Source organism: Ureaplasma urealyticum serovar 8 str. ATCC 27618 (genome assembly GCF_000169535.1).
Classification (GTDB): Bacteria; Bacillota_I; Bacilli_A; order Mycoplasmatales; family Mycoplasmoidaceae; genus Ureaplasma; species Ureaplasma urealyticum.
This window is the reverse complement of sequence record NZ_AAYN02000002.1, coordinates 386455-408168: the sequence shown is the minus strand read 5'-3', so window position 1 is coordinate 408168 and position 21714 is coordinate 386455. Positions and strand designations below refer to the sequence as shown.

The window sequence follows — 21714 nt, the reverse complement described above, 5'->3', positions numbered from 1 at the left end:
TTTCCATTTACCACCCAAAAAAAAAAAAAAAAATAGTGAACAAGCCATATTGTTCACTACTAAAAATGTGCTTAAATATTATTTTTAAATAAGATAATAAATGTAAATATTGGAGCTACTAATAAAGGAGTTACAATAGGGGCGTCAAATACCAAACTAGTTAAATTTTGAACGATATTATCTAAAATAAATTGACCAAAAATTAAAAAGATAATGGTGATGAAGCTTGAAAAAATTATTGATGAACTAAAGCGATTACCAAAAACCGCATACCCTAAATTTGCTGCAGCAATTCCTAAAAATAATACATTTCCTCCCATAATATATGAAACAGCTGTTAAACAAGATGAGATAAAAATCATTTCTAAATTTAATAATTTTACTTTTAATCCTAATTGTTCAGCAATCATTGTATCTGTAATAACAACTTTAAATTTAGCAGAACGCAAAAAGCATCATATCATTAAAAATAAAAAAACAGCATAACTTAAATATTTTTCAGTACTATTACGGTTTGAAAAATTACCTAACAAACGATCGTCAATATAATTTGATGCAACTAGAGTTAAATTGTCTTTTAAGCTAATTGATAAAGCAATAGCAATAAAATTAATGAATACACCAGAGACAATTAACTTTGTATGGCTAAAACCGGTTCGTTTTTTTGAAAATCAATACAAAATTAATCCGGCACATACTCCTGATATTATGAAAATAAAAGGTAATAAATTTTCAAAAAGTTTTTGAGAACCATAATTTTCAAAATTAATTGATATTGCTAAAAAGAATAACCCAATCAAACAAACATTACCTATCCCAAGAGTTGATGTATCAACTAACCGATTTTTAGTAATCCGTTGGAACATATAAGCTGATGCTCCTAATGATGCTCCTGTAATTCAAATTTGTAAGATTGTTTCATAATTTACTTTAAACAAATCTAAAGGAGTCCGATTATTTAATAATTGACCTTGGTTATTAATTTTAATAAACATAACTAATAACGATAAAAAAAGAATTGTAATAATACTAATAACTCAAGCTGCTAAATGTTGTTTGCGTGCATAAATCTGAAATTTTTTCTTGAAGTTTCCATTGTCAATAAATGTTGCATTGTTAATGGTATTTAAAATATTATTTTTTATTTTAAATATAAATCGTGATGGATTTTTCATATTATTTATCCGTGTTTTCGCATAATAAAAACTAACACAAATGCACTGACAATAGCCATTAAAAAGTTAGGACCAAAACGATAATTTAGTGATAAAAATAATGAAACTTCTAATAATGCTAATGAAAATACAATAGATACAAAAAATACAAATAATGGTTCATGTTTATTAAATGTTGCTCTAACTATATTTGGAATAATTAAACCTAATAAAATCATAGGACTTGTAATATTAACAGTTGCGATTGTAACAATTGCTGTTAAAACTGTCACGACTCAAAAAATTAAATTAACTTTGATTCCTAAAGATTTTGCCAAAGCAAAATCACGTTGCATAATTTTTAATTTTGGTGATAATACTAAAAAAGCAAATAAACAAATCAAAATTAAAGGCATTGAAATATATAATTTTAATCACTCATAAACATTTGGTAATTCACCAGTTCAAATTGTCACTCGATTTAAAATATTTGGACGTGAAACAGCAATTACTAAACCTACCGCTGTAATTGTTGCAGATATAGCAAATCCAATTAAAACTGGTTTAAATGAACGATTACTAGATTTTTGTCGTTGTAAAATATAATTAACTAAAATGATAAATGATGAAAATATAAACCCAAAAACATATACTAATCAGCTTTTACCTTGATCAATCATCAACATTGCTACATAAGCCAAAATTGAAACTGGAATGTATCCTAATGTTGAAGGTGATGATAAACGATTCTGAGTTGTAATTTGAATGGCATATCCAGCAACCGGCATAGAAATTGCTACAAATAATTTAACGATAGGTGGATACCAATACAATAAAATACTTTTATCATCAGCTACTACTTTCGCTCAAGTTCGAAAATAGGTTACATGAGTGTTATAATTTGCATCAAAATACGTAGATCTTTCATAAAAAACATTCATAAAAAACATACCAACAGCCAAGATAATAAATGTTAATACAATAATCGTTATCATATAAGGACGACGAATTTGTGTGCTAACAAATTTTTTTGCTTCAATTATTTTTTTATAAATAGAAAGATCTTTTTTATTAATATTTACTTGTTTTGTTTGCATAATTATTTATTTCTCTATTTTTGCTCGTCTAAAACTTTAACACCCAAAGAATCCTTAAAGGCTCTAATATGTTTAACTGTATTTTTATTAAAAATAGGATATCCTAAATCTATATTTTGAGCATTAGCTCCCCTTGTTCATTTATTTAATGTATTAACTACTAAATCTTGACCAGCAAAACCATAACACGCATCATAGAACTTACCTTTACGTTCAATAAAGAAATTCTTACCTACGACTGGTTTTTCTTTTAAAACTTTTGTTGGCACAAATTGATTTTTTGTTTCTTTTGTTAAACCATTAACATAATTAGCTAAATTAGTTTCAAATTTTTTTAAAACTTCTTCGCCTTTAGCAGTGCCTGGTTCAAAGCCTTCAATCAAATATTCATTATATGAATAAATAACAATATCGGTTGTATTTTCAAATGCATCACCAATTGTAGGAGAAATAGTTTTTGATAATTCCTTATTACTATCACCAACTAAAGTTTTTCCACCAATTCAACCATAATCATCAACATAACTTTGAATCTGATTAATATTTTTTAATGGAAGTGGGAATTTAGCACCTAAGCCAGGAGTAAATGGATCATCTTGCGCAGCATAAATTCCTGGAAAATAAACTGGTTGAGGGATAAACACATTACCAACATTAAATTTATCCACATCTGTTTTAATTTCTGGATTAATAAGGAAACCTGCATAATCTTGAGGATTAGACATCATATTTAAAACTGTTTTACCTTTTCATTCATTATTAGATTTTGCCCAATTTGAGAAGTTTTTACGAGCTATATCAGATGCAACTTGCGCATATTCTTCAAAAGAGTTAAAACCAGTTTTACCATTAATTGTAGCATTATGAACATTATTAAATTTTTTAGCATCATAAATTCGATCCAATGTTTTACCTGTTGTAATTAAACCACTAAAAGGATCAACAAAATAATTTGGTCGTCCAGCATGATCTGATTCTTTTTCTGCTACATATGGATTTTGATTACCAAATAAAAAATTTGGTTCAATATCAGCCGGAGCTTTTGAAGTATAACCTGTTGATCGTGATTGAATTAATAATCCGCCAACTGATCCACCACTTGCTTCTAAAAGTTTACCATGACTTGCAACTTTTGAATCTGCAACTAATAAAACACCAATATTATAATTTGCAAATTTATCAGCAGTCGCATTTTTAAAACTATCACCTTTTGTTAAATTCTCATTATAATATGATCGTAAATATTCAGGCACTGCATCTTTAATAGTTGCACTATTTCAACGATAATGAACATAATCGGGTGCGATTCCAAATGAATAAGCTGCATCATCTTGCACTAATGAACCAGAATCACGTGTTGTTCCTAATTTTTGATTTTTACTTAAACGTTCTTTAATTTGTGATGATTCAGTAATAACCTTTTCAAATTTTGTACCCAGTGATGTTTTTCCACCATTTAATCAAAATTTTAAACCTTCAGCATAATCTTTCCGACGTGATTCTAAATCAAATTTAGTAGTTGGATTATTTGAATTATTTTTTTTAGTATCTTTACAAGAAGTGATTATCGCAGTAGCTGATGCTAAACCAATCGCAGCAACTAATCCAACTAATAATATTTTTTTATATTTTAATTTCATATGTTTCTTCTTAACTTTCTATCAATGTATTATTATTTATTATTATTTTAATACTTTCACATAATATTCTTAATCAATATTATTGAACTATGAGTAATATAACTAAACTTTTTGTTTTTTTAATAAGATAACAGCAATGAAGATTGGTGTTACTAATAATGTTGTAATCATTGGTGTTTCAAAATATAATTGTGTCAAATTAAAAATAATATTGCTTAAGAAAAATTGTCCAACTAATAAAAATAAAGTTGTAATTAGTCCTGAAAAAAGCATTGAACGCATAACTTTTTTACCATGAAATGAATAAGCGATATTAGCAGATGCAACACCTAAAAATAAAACATTTCCTGACATAATATATGAAACACCTGTTAATACTGAAGTGATTAAAATCATCTCTAAATTAATTAATTTAACTTTTAAACCTAATTGTTCAGCGATAATATTGTCAGTTAAGACAATTTTAAATTTAGGTGATCGTATAAAACATCATAAAATAATGAATAAAAATATTGCGTAACTTAAATACTCTTCTAAATAGCTTCTTGTATCAAAACTCCCAACAATTCGTGAATCTAAATATTCACTTCCTACTTTTGTTAAATTACTTTTTAAACTAATCGCCAAAGCAATTGATATACAATTGATGAAAACACCACAAATAATTAATTTACGGTTATTAAAACCATGACGTCGTTTTGAAAAAAAGTACAAGCATAAACCAGCTATAATCGAAGAAATTATAAAAACGAATGGCACAATTTTTTGAAATAAATTCTGTGCTTCAAAACCACTTTCAAAACTTAATGATAATACTAAGATTATTAGACCAATTAAGCAAATATTACCAATTCCAATAGTAGATGTATCAACAAGACGATTATTAGTCATTCTTTGTAAGAAAAACGCAGAAATACCTATGGACATACCTGAAATTCAAATTTGCAAAATAGTTTCATAACTTAAAATAAAAGTATCTTTAGGATCTCTTAATTTAACAAAATGGCCGTTTTTATCAATATTAACAAAAATTATAATCAGTGAAAAAAAAGCAATAGCTAAAATGGTAAAAATTCATAATATGATATGATTTTTGTTAAAGTTTGAATATTTTTTAAATGACTTCTTTAAATTACCATTATCAATAATAGGATTTTTTAATTTATCTTTTAACTTAAATCTAAATATTTCTTTTTCAATCATATATTCACTATACTTTCGTGTTTGTATAAATGTTAGTTACCACAATTACTGGATTTGAAAACAAAAAACTATTTAGATTATTTGTTTTTAAAATCATCTTTAAAAGCACGAATATGTTGAACATTATCTTTATTAAATTTGGGAATATTTAATTCAATAGGTCTAGCATTTTCCCCGTTCATTCATTTATTAAATGTATTAAAATTGTGAATTGTTCCTAAAAAACCTAAAAATGCATCATAGAACGAACTTTTACGAATAATAAAGAAATTTTTACCAACAACCGGTTTTTCTTTTAACATTTTTGTAGGATTAAAATTATTTTTTGTGTTAATATCTAAACCATTAACATAATTTGTTAAATTCTTTTCAAATTGTTGTACTAAAGCTTCGCCTTCTTCAGTTCCGGGTTTGTAATTTAATAAACCGTATTCGTTATAACAGAAAACTACAACGTCACTTGTACCTTTAAAAGCATCACCTAAAGTTGGGCCAACTTGTTTTGATGCTTCTGGATTACCAGTACCATTTAATACTTTTCCACCAATTTGTCCATAATCATCAATATAATTTTGCACTTGTGAAATATGATTTACTGGAATAGGGAATTTTGCACCTAATCCAGGTAAATATTTATCATTTGGATCACTATATATTGTTGGACAATACATAGGTTCATTAATGCAAACATTACTCAAGAATTCTAAGTCTTCTGGTTTAAAATTAACATCTACCATTTTAGCTGTTGGAGTAAAGTTAGGCATAACCATTAAAACTGTTTTATCTTTTCATTTATCATTTTTTAAAGATCATTGTGAAATTCCACGACGCGTTTCATCAACCATTGCCTTTGCAAAATCTGTGAATGTCTCAAAATGTGTTTTGCCAGCTACATGTGCATTATAAACATTAGAAAACTTTTTAGCATCATAAATACGATCTAAAGTTTTTCCTGTTAAAATAATCCCATCTAGTGGGTCAGAGTAATAATTAGGTAACGCATAATTAGCAGAAGCATATTTTTTTAAATTTGGATTTAAATTAGGATCAAATAAAAATTTTGGTGTTAGAACAGCAGGATAGTGTGATGGCAAACCAGAAACTCGTGATTGCATAATTAATCCACCAACAGTTTTTTTGCTTAAAAAATTATCATTTCATTTACCATAATGGTGATCAGATATTAATAAAACACCGATTCCATTATCATCCAAAGTCTTTGGGTCTAATTTTGAAAAGTTTCTACCTTCAGTTAAATTTTTATTTCAATATGGTTTTAAATATGATGGAGAAACGTCGCCACCATCTTTTGAAACTCATTTATAATGAACATAATCGGGTGCAATTCCAAATGAATAAGCTGCATCATCTTGTACCAATGATCCAGAATCACGTGTTGCCGCTAATTTTTGATGATTCTTAAATCATTCCGTTGCATTTGATGATAATGTATTTATACGGTCAAAATTTTTGCCACTTTTACTTAACCCACCATTAAAATAAACATCTAAATCTTCACTTCATTGTTGTCTTTGTTTTTCCAAATTTTCTACATCTTGTTGAGTTAAATTAATATTTGGATTTGTTTTTAAATCAGACTTATTATTTACTGTATTAGCCTTTTGATTATTGCCATTTGTACAAGCTGTAGCTACTGTGGTAATAGTTGCTAAACTAACTACACCTAATAATCCTGTAATTAAAAATTTCTTAGCTTTCATCTTCATAAAATGATTAGTCCTTACTCTATTTATAATAATTAAATATACAACTACTTTAAACAAAAAATAAACCATGAAAGTTTATGTTTTTTTTATAATAGCCATTAAGATTTTACTACTATAAAAAATTATTTATTGGTTTATATACCTAATTTGTTTTATCAAGAACCAATTTAATATAATTTTTAATTGCAGTGATTAATTCATCTATATTATTAAATTTTAAATTAGGAGCTAAATATTTCAAAAAAACAATCTTAATTCTTTCGTCATAAATATTTTGATTAAAGTCTAAAATATGTGCTTCAATCATTGAAAAAGAGCGAGTATTAATTGTTTTAGGGATTCCTAAATAAACTACACTATCATACTTTTTATTATTAAAAATTACTTGTGCTTTGTAAACACCTTCAGCAATATCAATTAAATTATTATCACATAAAATATTAGCAGTATTAAAACCAATATTACGAGCTATTTGATCGCCACGTACAACATTTCCCACACGATAATATGGTTTAATTAATAATTTATTAGCTATTTCAACTTGTTTATTTATAATTAATTCTTTAATTTTAGTTGTACTAACATCATTAGTAATAATTTTAATTTCAACATTAAAATATTGTTTTAGACTAGATGCATTACAAAAATTATTGCCATAAGTAAAATTAGCACCAACAATAATTTTTTTTGGAGTTAGTGGCTTTAAAATTTGATCAATAAATTCTTCCCCACTTAAATTGTTTTGATCAATATCATAAATAAAAATCCTTTTAAATCCTAAATCTTCTAATTGTTGAATTCGCTCATTAAAATCATATAATTTTTTTATTTTACGTGGGATATTTTTAAAAGTTAAAATAGTTTGGTTATTAGGATCTGATAATAAATTCATATGACCTAAATGAATTCCATCAAAAAAACCAATAACTAACTCATTAATGAAATATTGATCTCTAATTTGTTGAATGTTTGTTGATGTTATTTCAATAATCATATACTTGTTCAATTTCAATTGCATCATTAATGCTAAATTGACCACTTTCTGTTCTTACTAAAGATAATAAATGAGCTAAATTATTAATTCGAGCAGCTAAATCAACAGCAAAAGAGCGTACATAAAAACCTTTAGAAACCTTAATAATAATCTTTAAAATTTGTTTTTCATAATTAAAATCCAAAATATTATATTCAAATATTTTAACCAAGCGTGGTTCAATTTCAAAACTAATATTATTACGTGCTAGTTCGTAAGCCTTTTTACCATTAATTTTCAAAGCACTAAATTTAGGAGGTTTTTGTCAATATTCATTTTTATATAAATTTTCAATAGCACTTTCAATTTCAGTTAATGTTATAAATTTATTTATTTTTGAAATAATTTCACCTGTTGAATCGTAAGTATTAGTGCTTATTCCAAATTGAATTTCAGCAACATAAGTTTTAGAATCTAATGTTAATTTTGTTAATAATTTTGTTCCTTCATTAATTCCTAGTACTAAAATACCAGAAGCGTTCGGATCTAAGGTTCCTGCATGCCCTACTTTTTTAGCTTTAATAATTCTTTTAACTTTTTGAACAACATCATTAGAAGTTCAATTAATTGGTTTATTAATTACAATAATATTTTTGTTAATAGTATACATAATATTAAAATTTTATCAATTATATATAAAAATTATCTATAATAATTTGTTATCATTTATAAATAAATTTTGAATAGATATTGCAAAGGATAATTATTTATTGAAGACAATTCTAATTGTAAATAAATCATTTCAAAAAAAACGCATTTTTGATACTCGTTTTTTACACGATAGTGGGCCAATTTATACTAATGATCGTTTTTTAAAAATTGTACGAGAAAGTTTTGACGCTCACATTAATAAAAAAAGTAAGTTTTTATTTTATTTTATGGAATGATGATTTCAAACTACAAACTATAAGTTAAACCCTGAAATTTCACATACTAAACGCTCATTACGTTCATGATTAATTGAAATATTTTTTTTATTTTGTATTATTGCCTTAATAGTATGTATTTTAGCCGGAGTAGCAAGGCCAATTATTGATTGTGTTATTAAATCAATTACATTAAGTCGTGGTCAATTTAAAGGTGATTTAATTATTGATGGTCAAGTAATTGCTAAAGGTTTAATTCCATCTAGTGCGAGTGGATTAGTAGGAGGATCATCAATTTTAAATGTTGAACAATGAGAATTAATCCCAAAAGTTTGAAAAACTTATTTTTCAAGCCCTAGTGTTGTTGTATTAATTTTACTGGTCTTATTTTTCTTATTCTTTAGTTGTTTATACATCTATATGCTTAAAAAAATTAGACCACGAACAAATAAAATGAGTTTAGAAGATTATTTAGTTTCTCGAATGAACTTAATTAATTCATTTAAATTCATCTTAAAGCGTAAAGTATTGTTTGTGGAAGGGATTAAAGAATATAATCATCGTTTCATTTTCAATATGAGTGCTGATTACAATTTAATGCGATTAATGAATTATATTTATTCAGGTTTAGTTGAATTAAATATCATTATGGTAGTTGATTTTGAAAGTGATGAAAAAATCTTTGAATTACAGAAAATAATCAAACAAGATTTTGATAACTTAGATTTAATTATTTTAGAAAAAGAAGTCGCTGATAAACTTAAATCAATTCATCAAAATGGATGCTTAAATAGTAAAAACCCTTCTTTAATTAATATTAGCAATAAAGAAATTGATCAAAATCAAGAAATTCAAAACATTGAAATATATTAAACATAAAAAGTGATTTTATTCTAAAAATAAGGTCACTTTTTTATTATTTATAAATATAAATGCAGTTTATATTTATCTTTATTTTCTAAAGAAAATTAGAAAAATTTCTACAAAAAAAGTAAATATTTTTTGTACATTTCTGATATTCTTAAACTGAAAAAATATATTTTAATTTAATTATACTTACTTTATTTTTGTTAAAAAGATGGAGGTTTTATGTGTATTAGTAAAGTGGATATGGCTAAAGTGAAAAAGTTTTTCAAACAATATTTATTTGCTAAATTTCAATGTAAAAATTGAGAATTATGTCGCGAACTAAAAGACTATGATCCAAAAGACGATCAAAAATATTTAAAATGGGAGCATTTTGTTGAATACGTTGAGCAGGTTTTAGATGCTTTAGATAAAACTAGTGCTCGAATTATTAAAGAAATTTACATTCAAAACAAACGAATTTGCGAGCTACCTTATAGTTACTCAACATATTATGCGTATCGTAAAAAAGCAATTATTGAATTACTTGCATACCTTGATTTAAAAATTTAAATAAAAAAAGAAAGCTAGGCGGGCCACTAGCTTTCTTTTCTATTAATTCTAATTAAATATAGTTAATTTTTATAATTGATAAAGATTTGTTTAAATTTTCATCATTGCCATAAAATTTAGTTAATTCATCATAAATTACATCTATAAAAATTGATTCAGATAAATGATTCATGTCAATAATGTTTTGATTTTTGGCTTGTGCATCTAATCAATTGTGATATTTTAAATCACTTGTAATTAACATATCTAATTCGTGACGTACAAAAGCATCATCAGCAAATTTATAACCACTTCCACCAATAATACCAATTTTTTTAAGATTTGTTTCTAATCTAAAAATGTTATTGTATTTAACAATAGGTGATAAAAATTTTTGTTTAATAATTCGACTAATATAATCAACACTAACACCTAATTTTAATTCGCCAACGACAAGATATGGATTTTGATCATCTTGTTTGATATTTAATAAACCTAAACGTTTAGCCATTTGCATACTCATCCCATATGGTGATGCGTCAAACGCTGTATGTAAATGGATTACACTAATTTTATTTTTTTTAATTTTTTCGATTAAATCATTATTAACAAAATAATCTAATTCATCATTTAAATCTTGATTTGTAAACAATGGGTGATGACTAATAATTAAATTAGCATTATTTAATATTGCATCATTAACAACATCATCTGTAATATCTAATGCGATTTGTATATTATTAATTATTTGTTGCTCATCAAAAAACAAACCATTTCTATCTCAAGACTCAGCTCTTGATAAATCATATTTTTTAGTTAAAAAATCTAAAATATCTTGTGCTTTAATATCTGTTTTTTTCATGAATAAATTCCTTTATATACTCATATTCTTTAACTATATTTTCACTTACTAGTGAAAGATCCAAAGTTTTTAAGTATTCATAACGTTTTTTTAAAAACTCTAAATATAATTTTAGTGAATCCTTATGTATTTGGCTACTTATATAATAATCTTTTTCTATTAATTTTGGTACATTAATAGTTTTAAAACAAATAATTATTTCATAAAAAATTTTATTTTCAACAAATATATGCTCAATTTTAATTTGATATGAGTGCTCATTTAAATATTTGCGCAATTTATATGATTGAGTGTTTGGTTGTAAAATAAAATTCTTAATTTGATTTTTATTTTGGTCCAAAATTTCTATTATACTTGTTGCTCCCATACCAGCAATAACACAATAATCATAAGTTTTTTCTAAAATTAAATCTTTAAAACCATTATTTAAAATATTAGTTGTTTGTTGTAAAAGATTATTTTTAGCTAGATTATTAATACCATTTTCCAATGGTCCTTGATTAACTTCAATATTAGTAACATGTTGTGCTTTATTATTGAGCAATAAAATCTTAGCTAAATAAGCATGATCGCTACCTACATCAACAATATTTTGAGCATGATTAATTAAATCAGCAATAAAAGCAATTCTAGTTTTCTGATTCACCAATAAATGAACGCAATTTAGCTGTTTTTGATGGATGTTTTAATTTACGAATTGCTTTTGATTCAATTTGTCGAGCACGTTCACGTGTAACACCTAAGTGTTCACCAACTTCTTCAAGTGTATAAGGACGTTCAAATGGTAGTAAGCCGTAACGCATTTTAATAACGCGTTGCTCATTATCATTTAAAACTTTTTCAAACATTTCATTAATTTGATCATTTAAAGCTTTTTTCTCTGTATATTTTTCTGGCGAAATAATTTCATCATCAGAAATAAAATCAGAAAATTGTGATTCTTCATCATGACCAATTTGTTTATCTAATGATACTGGATCAACGTTTAGTTTTTTAATTTCAACAACTTTTTGGGCTGTAATTAATTGTTCTTTTTGATTTTTTGCTTGTGAAGCTTTATTCATAGCTTGCGCAATTTCTTCAGCTGTTGGGTCACGACCTAATTCTTGAATTAAACTACGTTCAGCCTTAGTTAGTTTATTAATTGTTTCAACCATGTGAACAGGAATTCGAATTTGACGAGCTTGATCAGCAATCGCACGTGTAATTGATTGACGAATTCATCATGTTGCATACGTACTAAACTTATGTCCTTTTTCATGATCAAATTTATCAATTGCTTTTAGTAAACCAGATGATCCTTCTTGAATTAAATCTTCTAAATCCAAACCGCGATTTAGATATTTTTTTGCAATTGAAGTAACTAAACGCATATTTGATGTATAAAGTTGGTTTTTACCAATTTTAATTAATGCTGGATCATTACTAATAACCATTTTAGCATATTCAGTTTCTTCATCAGAACGTAACATTTTTGATTCACCAAGTACACCTAAATAAGCTTTAATTCCATCATCAACTTTTTCTGTTGTTGTTGATGAAAAACCAATTTTTGATGTACTAATTTCTAAAGTATCATCAATACCATACTCATCTTTTTTCTTAGCAGTAGATTTAGATTTTGATTGCATAACCAATTCATAATCTGGTACACGAATGCCAATGTTTTCTAATACATCAACAATTTCGCTAAAATGCTCATCACGTAAATTCATATGAATAAAATAATTTTGAAGTTTATTAAATTTGATTTCGTTTCGTGAACGTTTTCTCTTGCTAACATCTAAAACAACATTTAATAAAATTTCTTCAGGATTACTAGCATCTGCGCCTTTTAAATTACGACTTTCAAAAATTCCTGCTTCACGTTCAGATAATGCATATGAAAATGAAAATTCCTCAGTGAATGATAATTTAACTTTTTGTTTTAAATCTTCTAAATTTTCAAATAGTGGTTCATTTTGTTTTGTTGACATCTAAATATCCTCGTCGATTATATCTCAAATTTTAATTATAACATAATTAAAAAATAAACGCTTAAGCGCTTATTCTTTTTATTTATTATTAAGTTTATTTTGTACCAAATACAATGTTATAAACTTCATCATAATGTTTTACTAAATGAATTTTAATATCATCTAGAATGTATTTAGGAACATCTTCTAAATAACGTTCATCATCAATTGGTAAGATGATTTCACGAACACCAGCACGATATGCTGAGATTACTTTTTCTTTAACTCCACCAATAATTCCAACATTACCACGTAACATAATTTCTCCTGTCATTGATAATGTTGTACGTACTGGTCTTTGACTTAATGAACTAATAATTGCTGTTGTGATTGCAATCCCAGCTGATGGACCATCCTTTGGAATTCCCCCACTTGGAACATGGACATGAATATCAATTTCTTTAAAAGAAACTTTTTTAGTATCAATACCATATTTTTCTGCGTTTGCTTTCACAAAACCTAAAGCAACAGATACTGATTCATTCATTGTTTTTTCAAGGTTACCTGTAATTGTGATGTTACCACCTTTACCATTTGTTGAATGGTTAACTTCAATAGGTAATAAATCACCACCAGCAGCTGTATAAGCCATACCATTAACAATTCCAGGAATTGTTGTTTCTTCTTTTTTGTTAAAATCAAATTTAATTTTACCCAAGTATTTAATAATCACTGCTTCATCAACTTCAACACTTGGTTTTGATTTATTGTTTTTATTTTTATAAGTTTCAACAATGTATTTACGTACAATATGACCTAATTGGCGATCTAATTCACGTACGCCTGCTTCTTTAGTGTAATGATTAATAATAAAATCTAAAGCATCATCATTAAAAATAAGTTCATTTTCATTTAGTTTTGCATCAGTGAAAATTCGTTTTAATAAATGTGATTTGGCAATTTCACGTTTTTCAATTGCTGTATAACTTGATAATTCAATTACTTCTAAACGATCAATTAAAGCATAAGGAATTTGTTGATAATAATTAGCTGTAGCCATAAACATTACTTTGCTTAAATCATATTCTTCTTCAATATAGTTATCTGAGAAGTTTTTGTTTTGTTCTGGGTCTAATACTTCAAGCATTGCAGCAGCTGGATCACCGCGTTGATCAGATGTCATTTTATCAATTTCATCTAATAAGAATAATGGGTTAACAACTCCAGCTTTTTTCATTCCTTTAATAATACGTCCTGGCATTGCTCCAACATAAGTTTTACGATGTCCACGAATTTCAGATTCATCTCTTACTCCACCTAGACTTACTTTAACAAATTTCTTGTTTAAAGCTTGTGCAATTGAAGTAACAAGTGATGTTTTACCAACCCCTGGCGGACCAACTAAACAAATAATTGGGCCTTTAAGATTAGGGTTACGCATACGTAATGCTAAATATTCTAAAATTCTTTCTTTTACTTTTTCAATACCATAGTGATTATCATCTAAATGAGTTCGAACAGACATTAAATCAGTATTATCAACACCTTGCTGTGTTCATGGTAAATCCAATAATCAATCAAGATATGATTTAATTACTGATGATTCATTTGATGACATTGCACTTTCAAAACGATTTAATTCTGCTAAAGCACGTTCTCTAACATTTGGTGGTAATTCTAATTGTTCAATCTTAGCACGAATTTTATCAGCATCTTCTTCGCGACTACTTAATTCGCCCAATTGTTCTTTAACAACTTTTAGTTTTTCACGCAAGAAAAATTCACGTTGTTGCTTTTGCAGATTATTATTAATCTTATCTGCAATCATTTTTTCAACTTCTTCTTCAATAACTCGTTTATCCACTAATTGATCAAATAAGAAATGTAAAATTGTTTCATGAACTAGTAATAAATTAGGTTGTAATAAAATGTTAATTCGATCTTTAATAGTTTTTTCTTTAATTTCACCATCATAATCATTAATATAAGTCGCAGCTGCTAGATAAGCAAATTTTTCTTTTTCAAGTGAAATTAAAGCATGCATATTTTCAAAAGTAATATCTTTATGTTTTGTGCGCTTGTTGATTGTATTAAAAATTTCAGAGTTAATTTCATTAATTGCTACTTCATCCTTAGTTGATAAAATAGGATTTGTAATCACATCTTCATATTCATATTCGATAGCATCAATAACTTCGCTATCACTATTAATATAAACTGCTTTAATCCCCTCAACTTCGATTGAATAACCATCATCAAAATTATCTACAATAGATTTAATTTTAACTAATGTTCCTACTTTATATAATTCATCAAAATTAACAACTTCATCAGTATCAATATTTTTTTGTGAAATAACAATAATTTCTTTACTTGAAGATTGCTTTGCTAAATCAATTGCTTGAATTGATTTAGGACGCCCTACTTCAATTGTTGTTGTTTCATAAGGCAAAACAACAATTGCTCGTGATATTAGGATAGGTTTTTTCATTAACAACCTCTTTTCTAATGTTTATAGTATTAAGATATTATAACAAAAAATAAATAAAAATTAGCAAACTATTGTTAAGAGTGCTAATTTTTATCACTTAATTATTTTTTGCTAGCAACTTTTTTAGTATTTGACGTTTTTGCTTTTGCTACTTTTGGTTTATCTTCTTGTTTTGAAAGTGTAGAAGCAGTGTCTTTTGGCTGATTATTTTTATTTAAATCAATTAAGTAGTTAACAACTTTTTTGTGTAGTAAGAACTCTTTAACAGCATCAGGATTTTGTGATAATCGTTCAATAATAGCTTCTTCTTCACCTTGATATAGTTTAGCCATTTCAGCAATACGTTCTTTGACTTCATCATCAGAAACAACAATTTTTTGATTTTCAGCGATATCATCAACTAACAATGCTAAAGCAATTGTTTCTTTAGCTTGTTTTACTAAATCTTCTTGAAATTGTGATTCTGATTTTTTACTAAATTCTAAGTATTGTTTTAAATCAATTTTGTATTGTGATAGTTGTGATATAACTTGTTGTTTTAAAGTTGAAACTTCACGATCAATTAATGATTGAGGAATTGGTGTTACTTTTGCTTTAGCTAATAATTGTTGAGCAATTTCTAATCAAGCACGTTCGCTATTTCTTTCTTGTTTTGCTAAAACAATTTGATTATGGATATAATCTTTTAATTCTTGAACTGTATTAACATTTGGTAAATTAAATGATTTAGCAAATTCATCATTTAATTCTTGTGGCTTAACACTTGTAATTTCTTTGATTAATACTTCAAATACTGCTGATCTACCAGCTAAATCAGTTGCATGATAGTCATCTGGGAATTTAACTTCAAGATTTTTTTGTTCGCCTACCTTTAAACCAATCATTTGGTCTTCAAAACCTGGGATAAATTGATTAGAACCGATTGTTAACAAATGATCTTTAGCACTTCCGCCTTGGAAAGGTACATTATCAATCATTCCTTTAAAATCAAAACGAACTTCATCACCTTTTTCGATTAATTCGTTTTCATCTTTAACACGACGCTGTGATTTAGAACTTAATGCATGTTCAATCTCAGCATTAACTTCATGATCAAAAGCTTCGTTAACGATTGGTGTTAAAACTAAATCATTATAGCTATCAATTGTTGCTACAGGATATAAGTCATAAACAATTTTTAGTGTAAGTTCACCATCTTTAAAATCTAATATATCGATACTTGGAGTATCAACAGTTTCTGAATTATCACTTGTAAATGATTCATCTTGTTCTAAAAAAGTTAAAGCTTGAGGTACTAAATCGTTTGTTGTAGTTTCAAAAACTTCAATTTCATTAACATGTTTTTTTGCTTCTTCAACTGGAACTTTTCCTGGACGAAAGCCTGGAATTTTTAATTTTGAAGCTGTTTTTTTTGCGACTTTTTCAAATGCTTCATTATGCTTTTTTTCTCACTCTGATTTTTCAATTAAAACTTGAAATTCAATCGAATTTTCATTTTTAATCTTATTTAATAATTTCATATATTCCACCAAATAATGTTATTTTACTATTTTATATAGTAATAAAAATTTACGTAATATTTTTATATTTTAGCATTTATCAATAATTTTTTATTAGTTAGTTGTTTCATCAATCGGATTAAATTCTTTAATTTCTTTATTTAATCGTGGTAATTCAGTTAAATTTCTAATTCCAAATAAATCATAAAATTTTTGACTAACAGTGTATAAGATTGGATGCCCAGGTGTATCTTGACGCCCAGCTTCTACAATTAAATTTAATTTTAAAAGCGCATCAATTGATGGTTTGGGATCACGATCACGAATTGCTTGAATTTTAGCACGTGTTGTTGGTTGATTATAAGCAATAATGGCAAGTGTTTCTAAATTTCTTTGACTTAATGGTGTTTTAAAACTTGTAGTTACAAACTTTGATAAAGCATCTTTATTTTTAGATTGTGTTAATAATTTAAACTTATCGCCAAATTGCACCAAAATTAAACCCGAATCGTCAGCATCATAATCTTTTTGTAATTCATTTAAAATTAATTTAATTTGCGAACTTTCTCCCAAGCCTGTTGTTCTTTTTAAATCTTGTAAAGATACGCCTTCTTCACCTGCCAAAAATAATGTTGAATCAATAATAGATTTAATATTTACAATTTGTTTTTGATCTAAATCATTTAAGTTAAACGAATTACGAAATGAAACACTATTTTGTTTTATACTCTTAGGTTTTTTAGTTGAATTATTAAAGTCATTTTTAAATTCAACTTTTTGAGCTTCTGCTTGTTGTTCATCTATATAATCATCTAAACCCTTTGGTTTAAATATTTTATTAAAATCATTTTGTGGTTTTAATTTTTCACGCAATATTTTATTGTTATTTTTAACTAATCGATTTTCTAAAAATTCGTTATCAATTTCATCATAATTGCTTTTTTCTACTTTTTTTTGTATTAATTTAGAATTAACGAATTCTAAAAATTCTTTGCCAGATAATGCTTTGGGTTGATTTATAGTTTCTTTATATAAACCAACTTGTCCATGATTATTTATTTCATTATCTTTTTCTAAAAACAAACGTGTTTTATGATTATTTCGTTTTTTTTGATAGACTTGTTGATTGTTGTCAATGATTTCATCATCAATATCAGCTCAATCCAATTCTAAGTCGTTTTCATCTTCATCATTTTTTACAGATACATTATGTAATGTATATTTGGCTAAATCTAATTCATCATTTAATGAATTCTTTTTATTTTTTTTATCATTACTCATTGTGTTCACCTTTAAAATTAATAATTACATCTTATGTTAAATCGTTTGTTAAATTTTTAGCTTGTTCTATGCTACTAGAATTATAATCATCAATAATTTTTTCATTATTAATTTTTAGTAAATAATCGTTTTCTATTTCTTCAAATAAAATTTCATTACGATTAATTAAAATTAAAATGATTAAAAACATCATGACAAAAAAACGTTTGTTTTTATCAACACTTGCTTGTACATTAAAAAAACTAAACATACTTGCTTGTTGATTGGGAGATTGGTTTAAATAATTTAATAATAATCATTCTAATTGATTAATATCGTATTCTTGAACTTTAATTTCATCAATCTCATAATTTTTTAATTCATTTTCATAAATAATTTTATCCATAATATTTTTTAAAATTATGGGATCTAAACAATTTGGCAAAGGTTTATAAACGACATCTTCTGAATAAAATGGTTCATAATCTTGTTGTGGTAAATCAATCATAGTTGCTCTAAAATCAAGACGTTGTTTTAAATGTTCGGTCAAATTTTTATAACCATTATATTCAATTAAACGATCAATTAAATTTTGACGATCTTCTTCAATATTTAAAATTTGTTTTTCATCGATACTTGGCATTAACATTCTTGTTTTAAGTTCAATTAAATATGAAGCCATTGCTAAGTGATCGCCTAAAACATCAATATCAATTGTTTTGATTAGTTGATTAACAAAATTAAGATATTGTTTTGATAATTCTAAAATATCTAAATTATTAATGTCTAAACGTTTTTGTTTAATTAGAACACATAATGTATCTAATGGACCATTAAAATCAATAAATTTATATTCAAATAAACTATTTTGCATTTGGTTTTGACTCATTTTATTCACCAAAGATTATTATATTAAACTTATAAATAATTTTATAAGATTTACTTTAAAAATGTGCTTTTATATAAATAAAATAACAATAAATTCAATAAACATTTTAATTTGTTTAAAGTTCTTTATTGTTATTAATAAAAATTAATTTGTTTTAATTGTTGATTTTAATAATTCATCATAGTTTTTTTTAATGTTTGTTTGAATCCTACGCATTAAAATATCTTTGTTTACATTAATGTAATTAAATGAATGAATTGGTTCTAAAAAACTAACTTTGATATGTTGCGTTTTAAAGGGATTATTTCTTAATTTTTGTTTTTTATCATCTTTTGATTCAAATGATCCTTGTGAATTAAAAATAACAAAGGGTTGAATTGAAGATAATGTATTATAAGCAGCAGTTAAAGTACCTGATTTAAATTCATTAAACTCATGGCTAAAATTTCGTGTACCTTCTGGAAAAATAACTAATCCTCGATAAGTTTGTTTTAAAGCATTAACTTGTTCATCAATCGTTGAAATTGCTTGTCGTAAATTATTACGGTCAATATAAATTACATCAATTAAATTAAATAAAAACTTTAAAAAAGATTTTTGTAATTCGATTTTAGCAACAAAGCGCACATTATGTGGGCTAATTTGATAAAGCGCTTTTAGTAAAACTAGCGGGTCACCATTTGATTTATGATTACCAATATATAACATACTTTTGATGCTAACATTTTCTTTACCAATTAAATCAACTTTAATATTTTTTAAATATAAGACTGCATCAATAATTGCCATAATCTTTTTATAACGATCATTAACATTAACAGCTTCAGGATCGTTTTTATATTTTTTAGCCATTATTGCTGCTAAAATCATTTGAACAATTATGTATAATGCTACAAAAGGATATGCAACAAATCATAGTAAGTTTTTAAAAAAATTCATTTTATCACCATTAATTATTTTATAAATATATCAACAATTATTTTTTATAATCGTTAATTAATACTTAATTCTAGTTTATTAATATCTTTAAGCATTAATTGCTTACTATTATCATTAGTAATTAAACTTGCTTTTACAATAATTAAATCACCATCATTAAGATTTTTTAGATCAATATGATCATTATTATATAACGTTATGATTTTAGCTTCATCACTAACTGGATCATCACCTAAATAAGTTAATAATTCAATCACTTCTTCATTGTTTTTCTTTAAAACTATGTATCCACTAAAAACATAATCATTTTCATTAATTAAATTAATATCAAAATTCATAAATATATACACCTCATAAATAAATTATGAAATATATAAATAAATGAAAGTTTTAATTTTATTCATTCTTTTTTATTAAAAATTTAGCTTTTTTTGATTTTATTTAAATAAATTTCATACAAATGTGCAACACATTGATCTAAATTCATATTATCATTAAAAATTTCAATAGCATCAATTGCTTTTTTAAGTGGAGCAATGTCACGAGTCATATCACGATAATCACGTTCTTTAATATCGTTATATATTGATTCATAATCTAATTTTTCAATATCTTTATTTTGAGCTAAGCGTCGTTTAGCACGTGTTTGAATACTTGTATTTAAATAAAATTTAAGATCTGCATCAACTAAAACAATACTTCCAATATCCCGCCCATCCATAACAACATTGTTTTCGCTAGCAATTTTGCGTTGTTCATTAGTTGCTAAATCACGAATTTTTGCATTAGCAGCTACAACACTAGCAAGCATAGCAACATCATTACTTCTTAAAATATCACTAACATCTTGATCATCGATTTTAACATCATCACCATTAAAAATAAAACGAGCATTTTTAATAGCTTCAATACATGCTGTTTCATTAGTGTTAATATCTAAGTTATTTTCATTCAAAAAATAAGCATAAGCACGATACATTAAGCCGGTATTAATATATAAAAAACCTAATTTATTAGCCAATCCTTTTGCTGCTGTACTTTTTCCAGAACCTGATGGTCCATCAATAGCGACGTTAATATATTTTTTCATTAATTAAATAACTCCTGCAATTAATAGTGCACATACAATAACGATAATAAATAAACATAATAAACAAAAACCTAAAATAGTGAAAATAATAATTTTCGTATTAAATTTTGATTCAAATGGCATTTGATGATTTAAAGTTTGAATTTTAGGATCATCCATTGTAATTTTAAAATGTTCGTATGCATCATAATTTTTTAAGCTATATTTTTCAAATTCACTACTAATTAAATTTAGTTTATTATTATTTTTAATATAAAATTCACTATCTTTTGCTTGAACTTGAATGTTAACTTGATTTAATTCAAGGATAATTTCGCTAATTTGTTTTGTATTATAAGCACTAACTAAATCTTGAATTTGTGAAATCACATATGGTGTAATATTTTTATAATCAAATTTAGAATCATTAAATAACTTTTGGTCTTTAATTTCTTTAAAGTTAATTCAATCAAGTTTTTTGATTTTATTTTCAAGATCTTCTAAACTTTGCTTTTGGACTTTAATCAAAGCATAAAATTTATTTAATTCATTAATTGTTAATCTTGTTTTAGCATGAATTTGTTGACGATTCATTATTAAATTTCCCAATACTTAATTATTAAAATATTCTA

General features: G+C 25.7%; 20 protein-coding genes. 2 read left to right on the top strand and 18 right to left on the bottom strand.

Features of this window, described 5'->3' with window-relative positions:
• Positions 1-71: 71 nt before the first annotated feature.
• The 7 genes from UUR8_RS01835 to truB form a co-directional block, all read right to left on the bottom strand.
• Complete coding sequence (locus UUR8_RS01835; RefSeq protein ID WP_004026211.1) at positions 72-1175, bottom strand: iron ABC transporter permease; 1104 nt, start codon at positions 1173-1175, stop codon at positions 72-74.
• A 5-nt stretch (positions 1176-1180) separates the two neighbouring features.
• A complete protein-coding gene (locus UUR8_RS01830) occupies positions 1181-2251 on the bottom strand; it encodes an iron chelate uptake ABC transporter family permease subunit (protein WP_004026087.1) in 1071 nt (356 codons plus the stop codon).
• 14 nt (positions 2252-2265) lie between these two features.
• Positions 2266-3891: a hypothetical protein gene (locus UUR8_RS01825; protein ID WP_004026172.1), complete on the bottom strand. Its 1626-nt coding sequence runs from the start codon at positions 3889-3891 to the stop codon at positions 2266-2268.
• 102 nt (positions 3892-3993) lie between these two features.
• Entirely contained in the window at positions 3994-5094 is a 1101-nt protein-coding gene (locus tag UUR8_RS01820; protein ID WP_004025886.1) for an iron ABC transporter permease, read from the bottom strand.
• 77 nt (positions 5095-5171) lie between these two features.
• Positions 5172-6821 (bottom strand): Vmc-like lipoprotein signal peptide domain-containing protein, encoded by a 1650-nt coding sequence (locus UUR8_RS01815; protein ID WP_004026042.1) that lies wholly within the window; start codon positions 6819-6821, stop codon positions 5172-5174.
• Between the two features lie 142 nt (positions 6822-6963).
• Positions 6964-7815, bottom strand: a complete 852-nt coding sequence (gene ribF, locus UUR8_RS01810; protein WP_004025844.1) for a riboflavin biosynthesis protein RibF — start codon at positions 7813-7815, stop codon at positions 6964-6966.
• Entirely contained in the window at positions 7775-8464 is a 690-nt protein-coding gene (gene truB / locus UUR8_RS01805; protein ID WP_004026154.1) for a tRNA pseudouridine(55) synthase TruB, read from the bottom strand. Before truB ends, ribF begins: the two co-directional genes overlap by 41 nt.
• 100 nt (positions 8465-8564) lie before the next feature.
• On the opposite strand from truB, the gene UUR8_RS01800 reads away from it, so the two are divergent.
• Together UUR8_RS01800 and UUR8_RS01795 are read left to right on the top strand one after the other, a co-directional pair.
• A complete protein-coding gene (locus tag UUR8_RS01800; RefSeq protein ID WP_004025848.1) occupies positions 8565-9593 on the top strand; it encodes a hypothetical protein in 1029 nt (342 codons plus the stop codon).
• 216 nt (positions 9594-9809) lie between these two features.
• Positions 9810-10139: an MG284/MPN403 family protein gene (locus UUR8_RS01795; protein ID WP_004025980.1), complete on the top strand. Its 330-nt coding sequence runs from the start codon at positions 9810-9812 to the stop codon at positions 10137-10139.
• A gap of 52 nt (positions 10140-10191) precedes the next feature.
• Here UUR8_RS01795 and UUR8_RS01790 read toward each other — a convergent pair whose 3' ends face one another.
• The 11 genes from UUR8_RS01790 to UUR8_RS01740 all read right to left on the bottom strand — a co-directional run bounded on the left by UUR8_RS01790 (position 10192) and on the right by UUR8_RS01740 (position 21676).
• A complete protein-coding gene (locus UUR8_RS01790) occupies positions 10192-10980 on the bottom strand; it encodes a Nif3-like dinuclear metal center hexameric protein (RefSeq protein ID WP_004025628.1) in 789 nt (262 codons plus the stop codon).
• On the bottom strand, positions 10961-11626 hold the full coding sequence (locus tag UUR8_RS01785; protein WP_004025787.1) for a tRNA (adenine(22)-N(1))-methyltransferase TrmK: 666 nt from the start codon (positions 11624-11626) through the stop codon (positions 10961-10963). The genes UUR8_RS01790 and UUR8_RS01785 overlap by 20 nt, the downstream gene beginning before the upstream one ends.
• Complete coding sequence (locus UUR8_RS01780) at positions 11610-12956, bottom strand: RNA polymerase sigma factor (protein WP_004025598.1); 1347 nt, start codon at positions 12954-12956, stop codon at positions 11610-11612. The genes UUR8_RS01785 and UUR8_RS01780 overlap by 17 nt, the downstream gene beginning before the upstream one ends.
• A 94-nt stretch (positions 12957-13050) precedes the next feature.
• Positions 13051-15426 carry an endopeptidase La gene (lon, locus tag UUR8_RS01775; RefSeq protein ID WP_004025527.1) on the bottom strand — a complete coding sequence of 792 codons (2376 nt, stop codon included), beginning with the start codon at positions 15424-15426 and terminating at the stop codon, positions 13051-13053.
• Between the two features lie 101 nt (positions 15427-15527).
• Positions 15528-16946 (bottom strand): trigger factor, encoded by a 1419-nt coding sequence (gene tig / locus UUR8_RS01770; protein ID WP_004026229.1) that lies wholly within the window; start codon positions 16944-16946, stop codon positions 15528-15530.
• Between the two features lie 93 nt (positions 16947-17039).
• Complete coding sequence (locus UUR8_RS01765) at positions 17040-18206, bottom strand: SMC-Scp complex subunit ScpB, long form (protein WP_004025867.1); 1167 nt, start codon at positions 18204-18206, stop codon at positions 17040-17042.
• A gap of 31 nt (positions 18207-18237) precedes the next feature.
• Positions 18238-19074 carry a segregation and condensation protein A gene (locus UUR8_RS01760; protein ID WP_004025979.1) on the bottom strand — a complete coding sequence of 279 codons (837 nt, stop codon included), beginning with the start codon at positions 19072-19074 and terminating at the stop codon, positions 18238-18240.
• Between the two features lie 144 nt (positions 19075-19218).
• Positions 19219-20013: a lysophospholipid acyltransferase family protein gene (locus tag UUR8_RS01755; RefSeq protein WP_004025659.1), complete on the bottom strand. Its 795-nt coding sequence runs from the start codon at positions 20011-20013 to the stop codon at positions 19219-19221.
• Between the two features lie 53 nt (positions 20014-20066).
• Positions 20067-20351 carry a hypothetical protein gene (locus tag UUR8_RS01750; RefSeq protein WP_004025533.1) on the bottom strand — a complete coding sequence of 95 codons (285 nt, stop codon included), beginning with the start codon at positions 20349-20351 and terminating at the stop codon, positions 20067-20069.
• Positions 20352-20434: 83 nt separating this feature from the next.
• The gene (cmk, locus tag UUR8_RS01745) at positions 20435-21103 is read right to left on the bottom strand and encodes a (d)CMP kinase (protein WP_004025605.1); all 669 of its coding nucleotides are present in this window, start codon (positions 21101-21103) and stop codon (positions 20435-20437) included.
• Positions 21104-21106: 3 nt separating this feature from the next.
• Positions 21107-21676 carry a hypothetical protein gene (locus tag UUR8_RS01740; protein WP_004026024.1) on the bottom strand — a complete coding sequence of 190 codons (570 nt, stop codon included), beginning with the start codon at positions 21674-21676 and terminating at the stop codon, positions 21107-21109.
• Positions 21677-21714 lie beyond the last annotated feature (38 nt).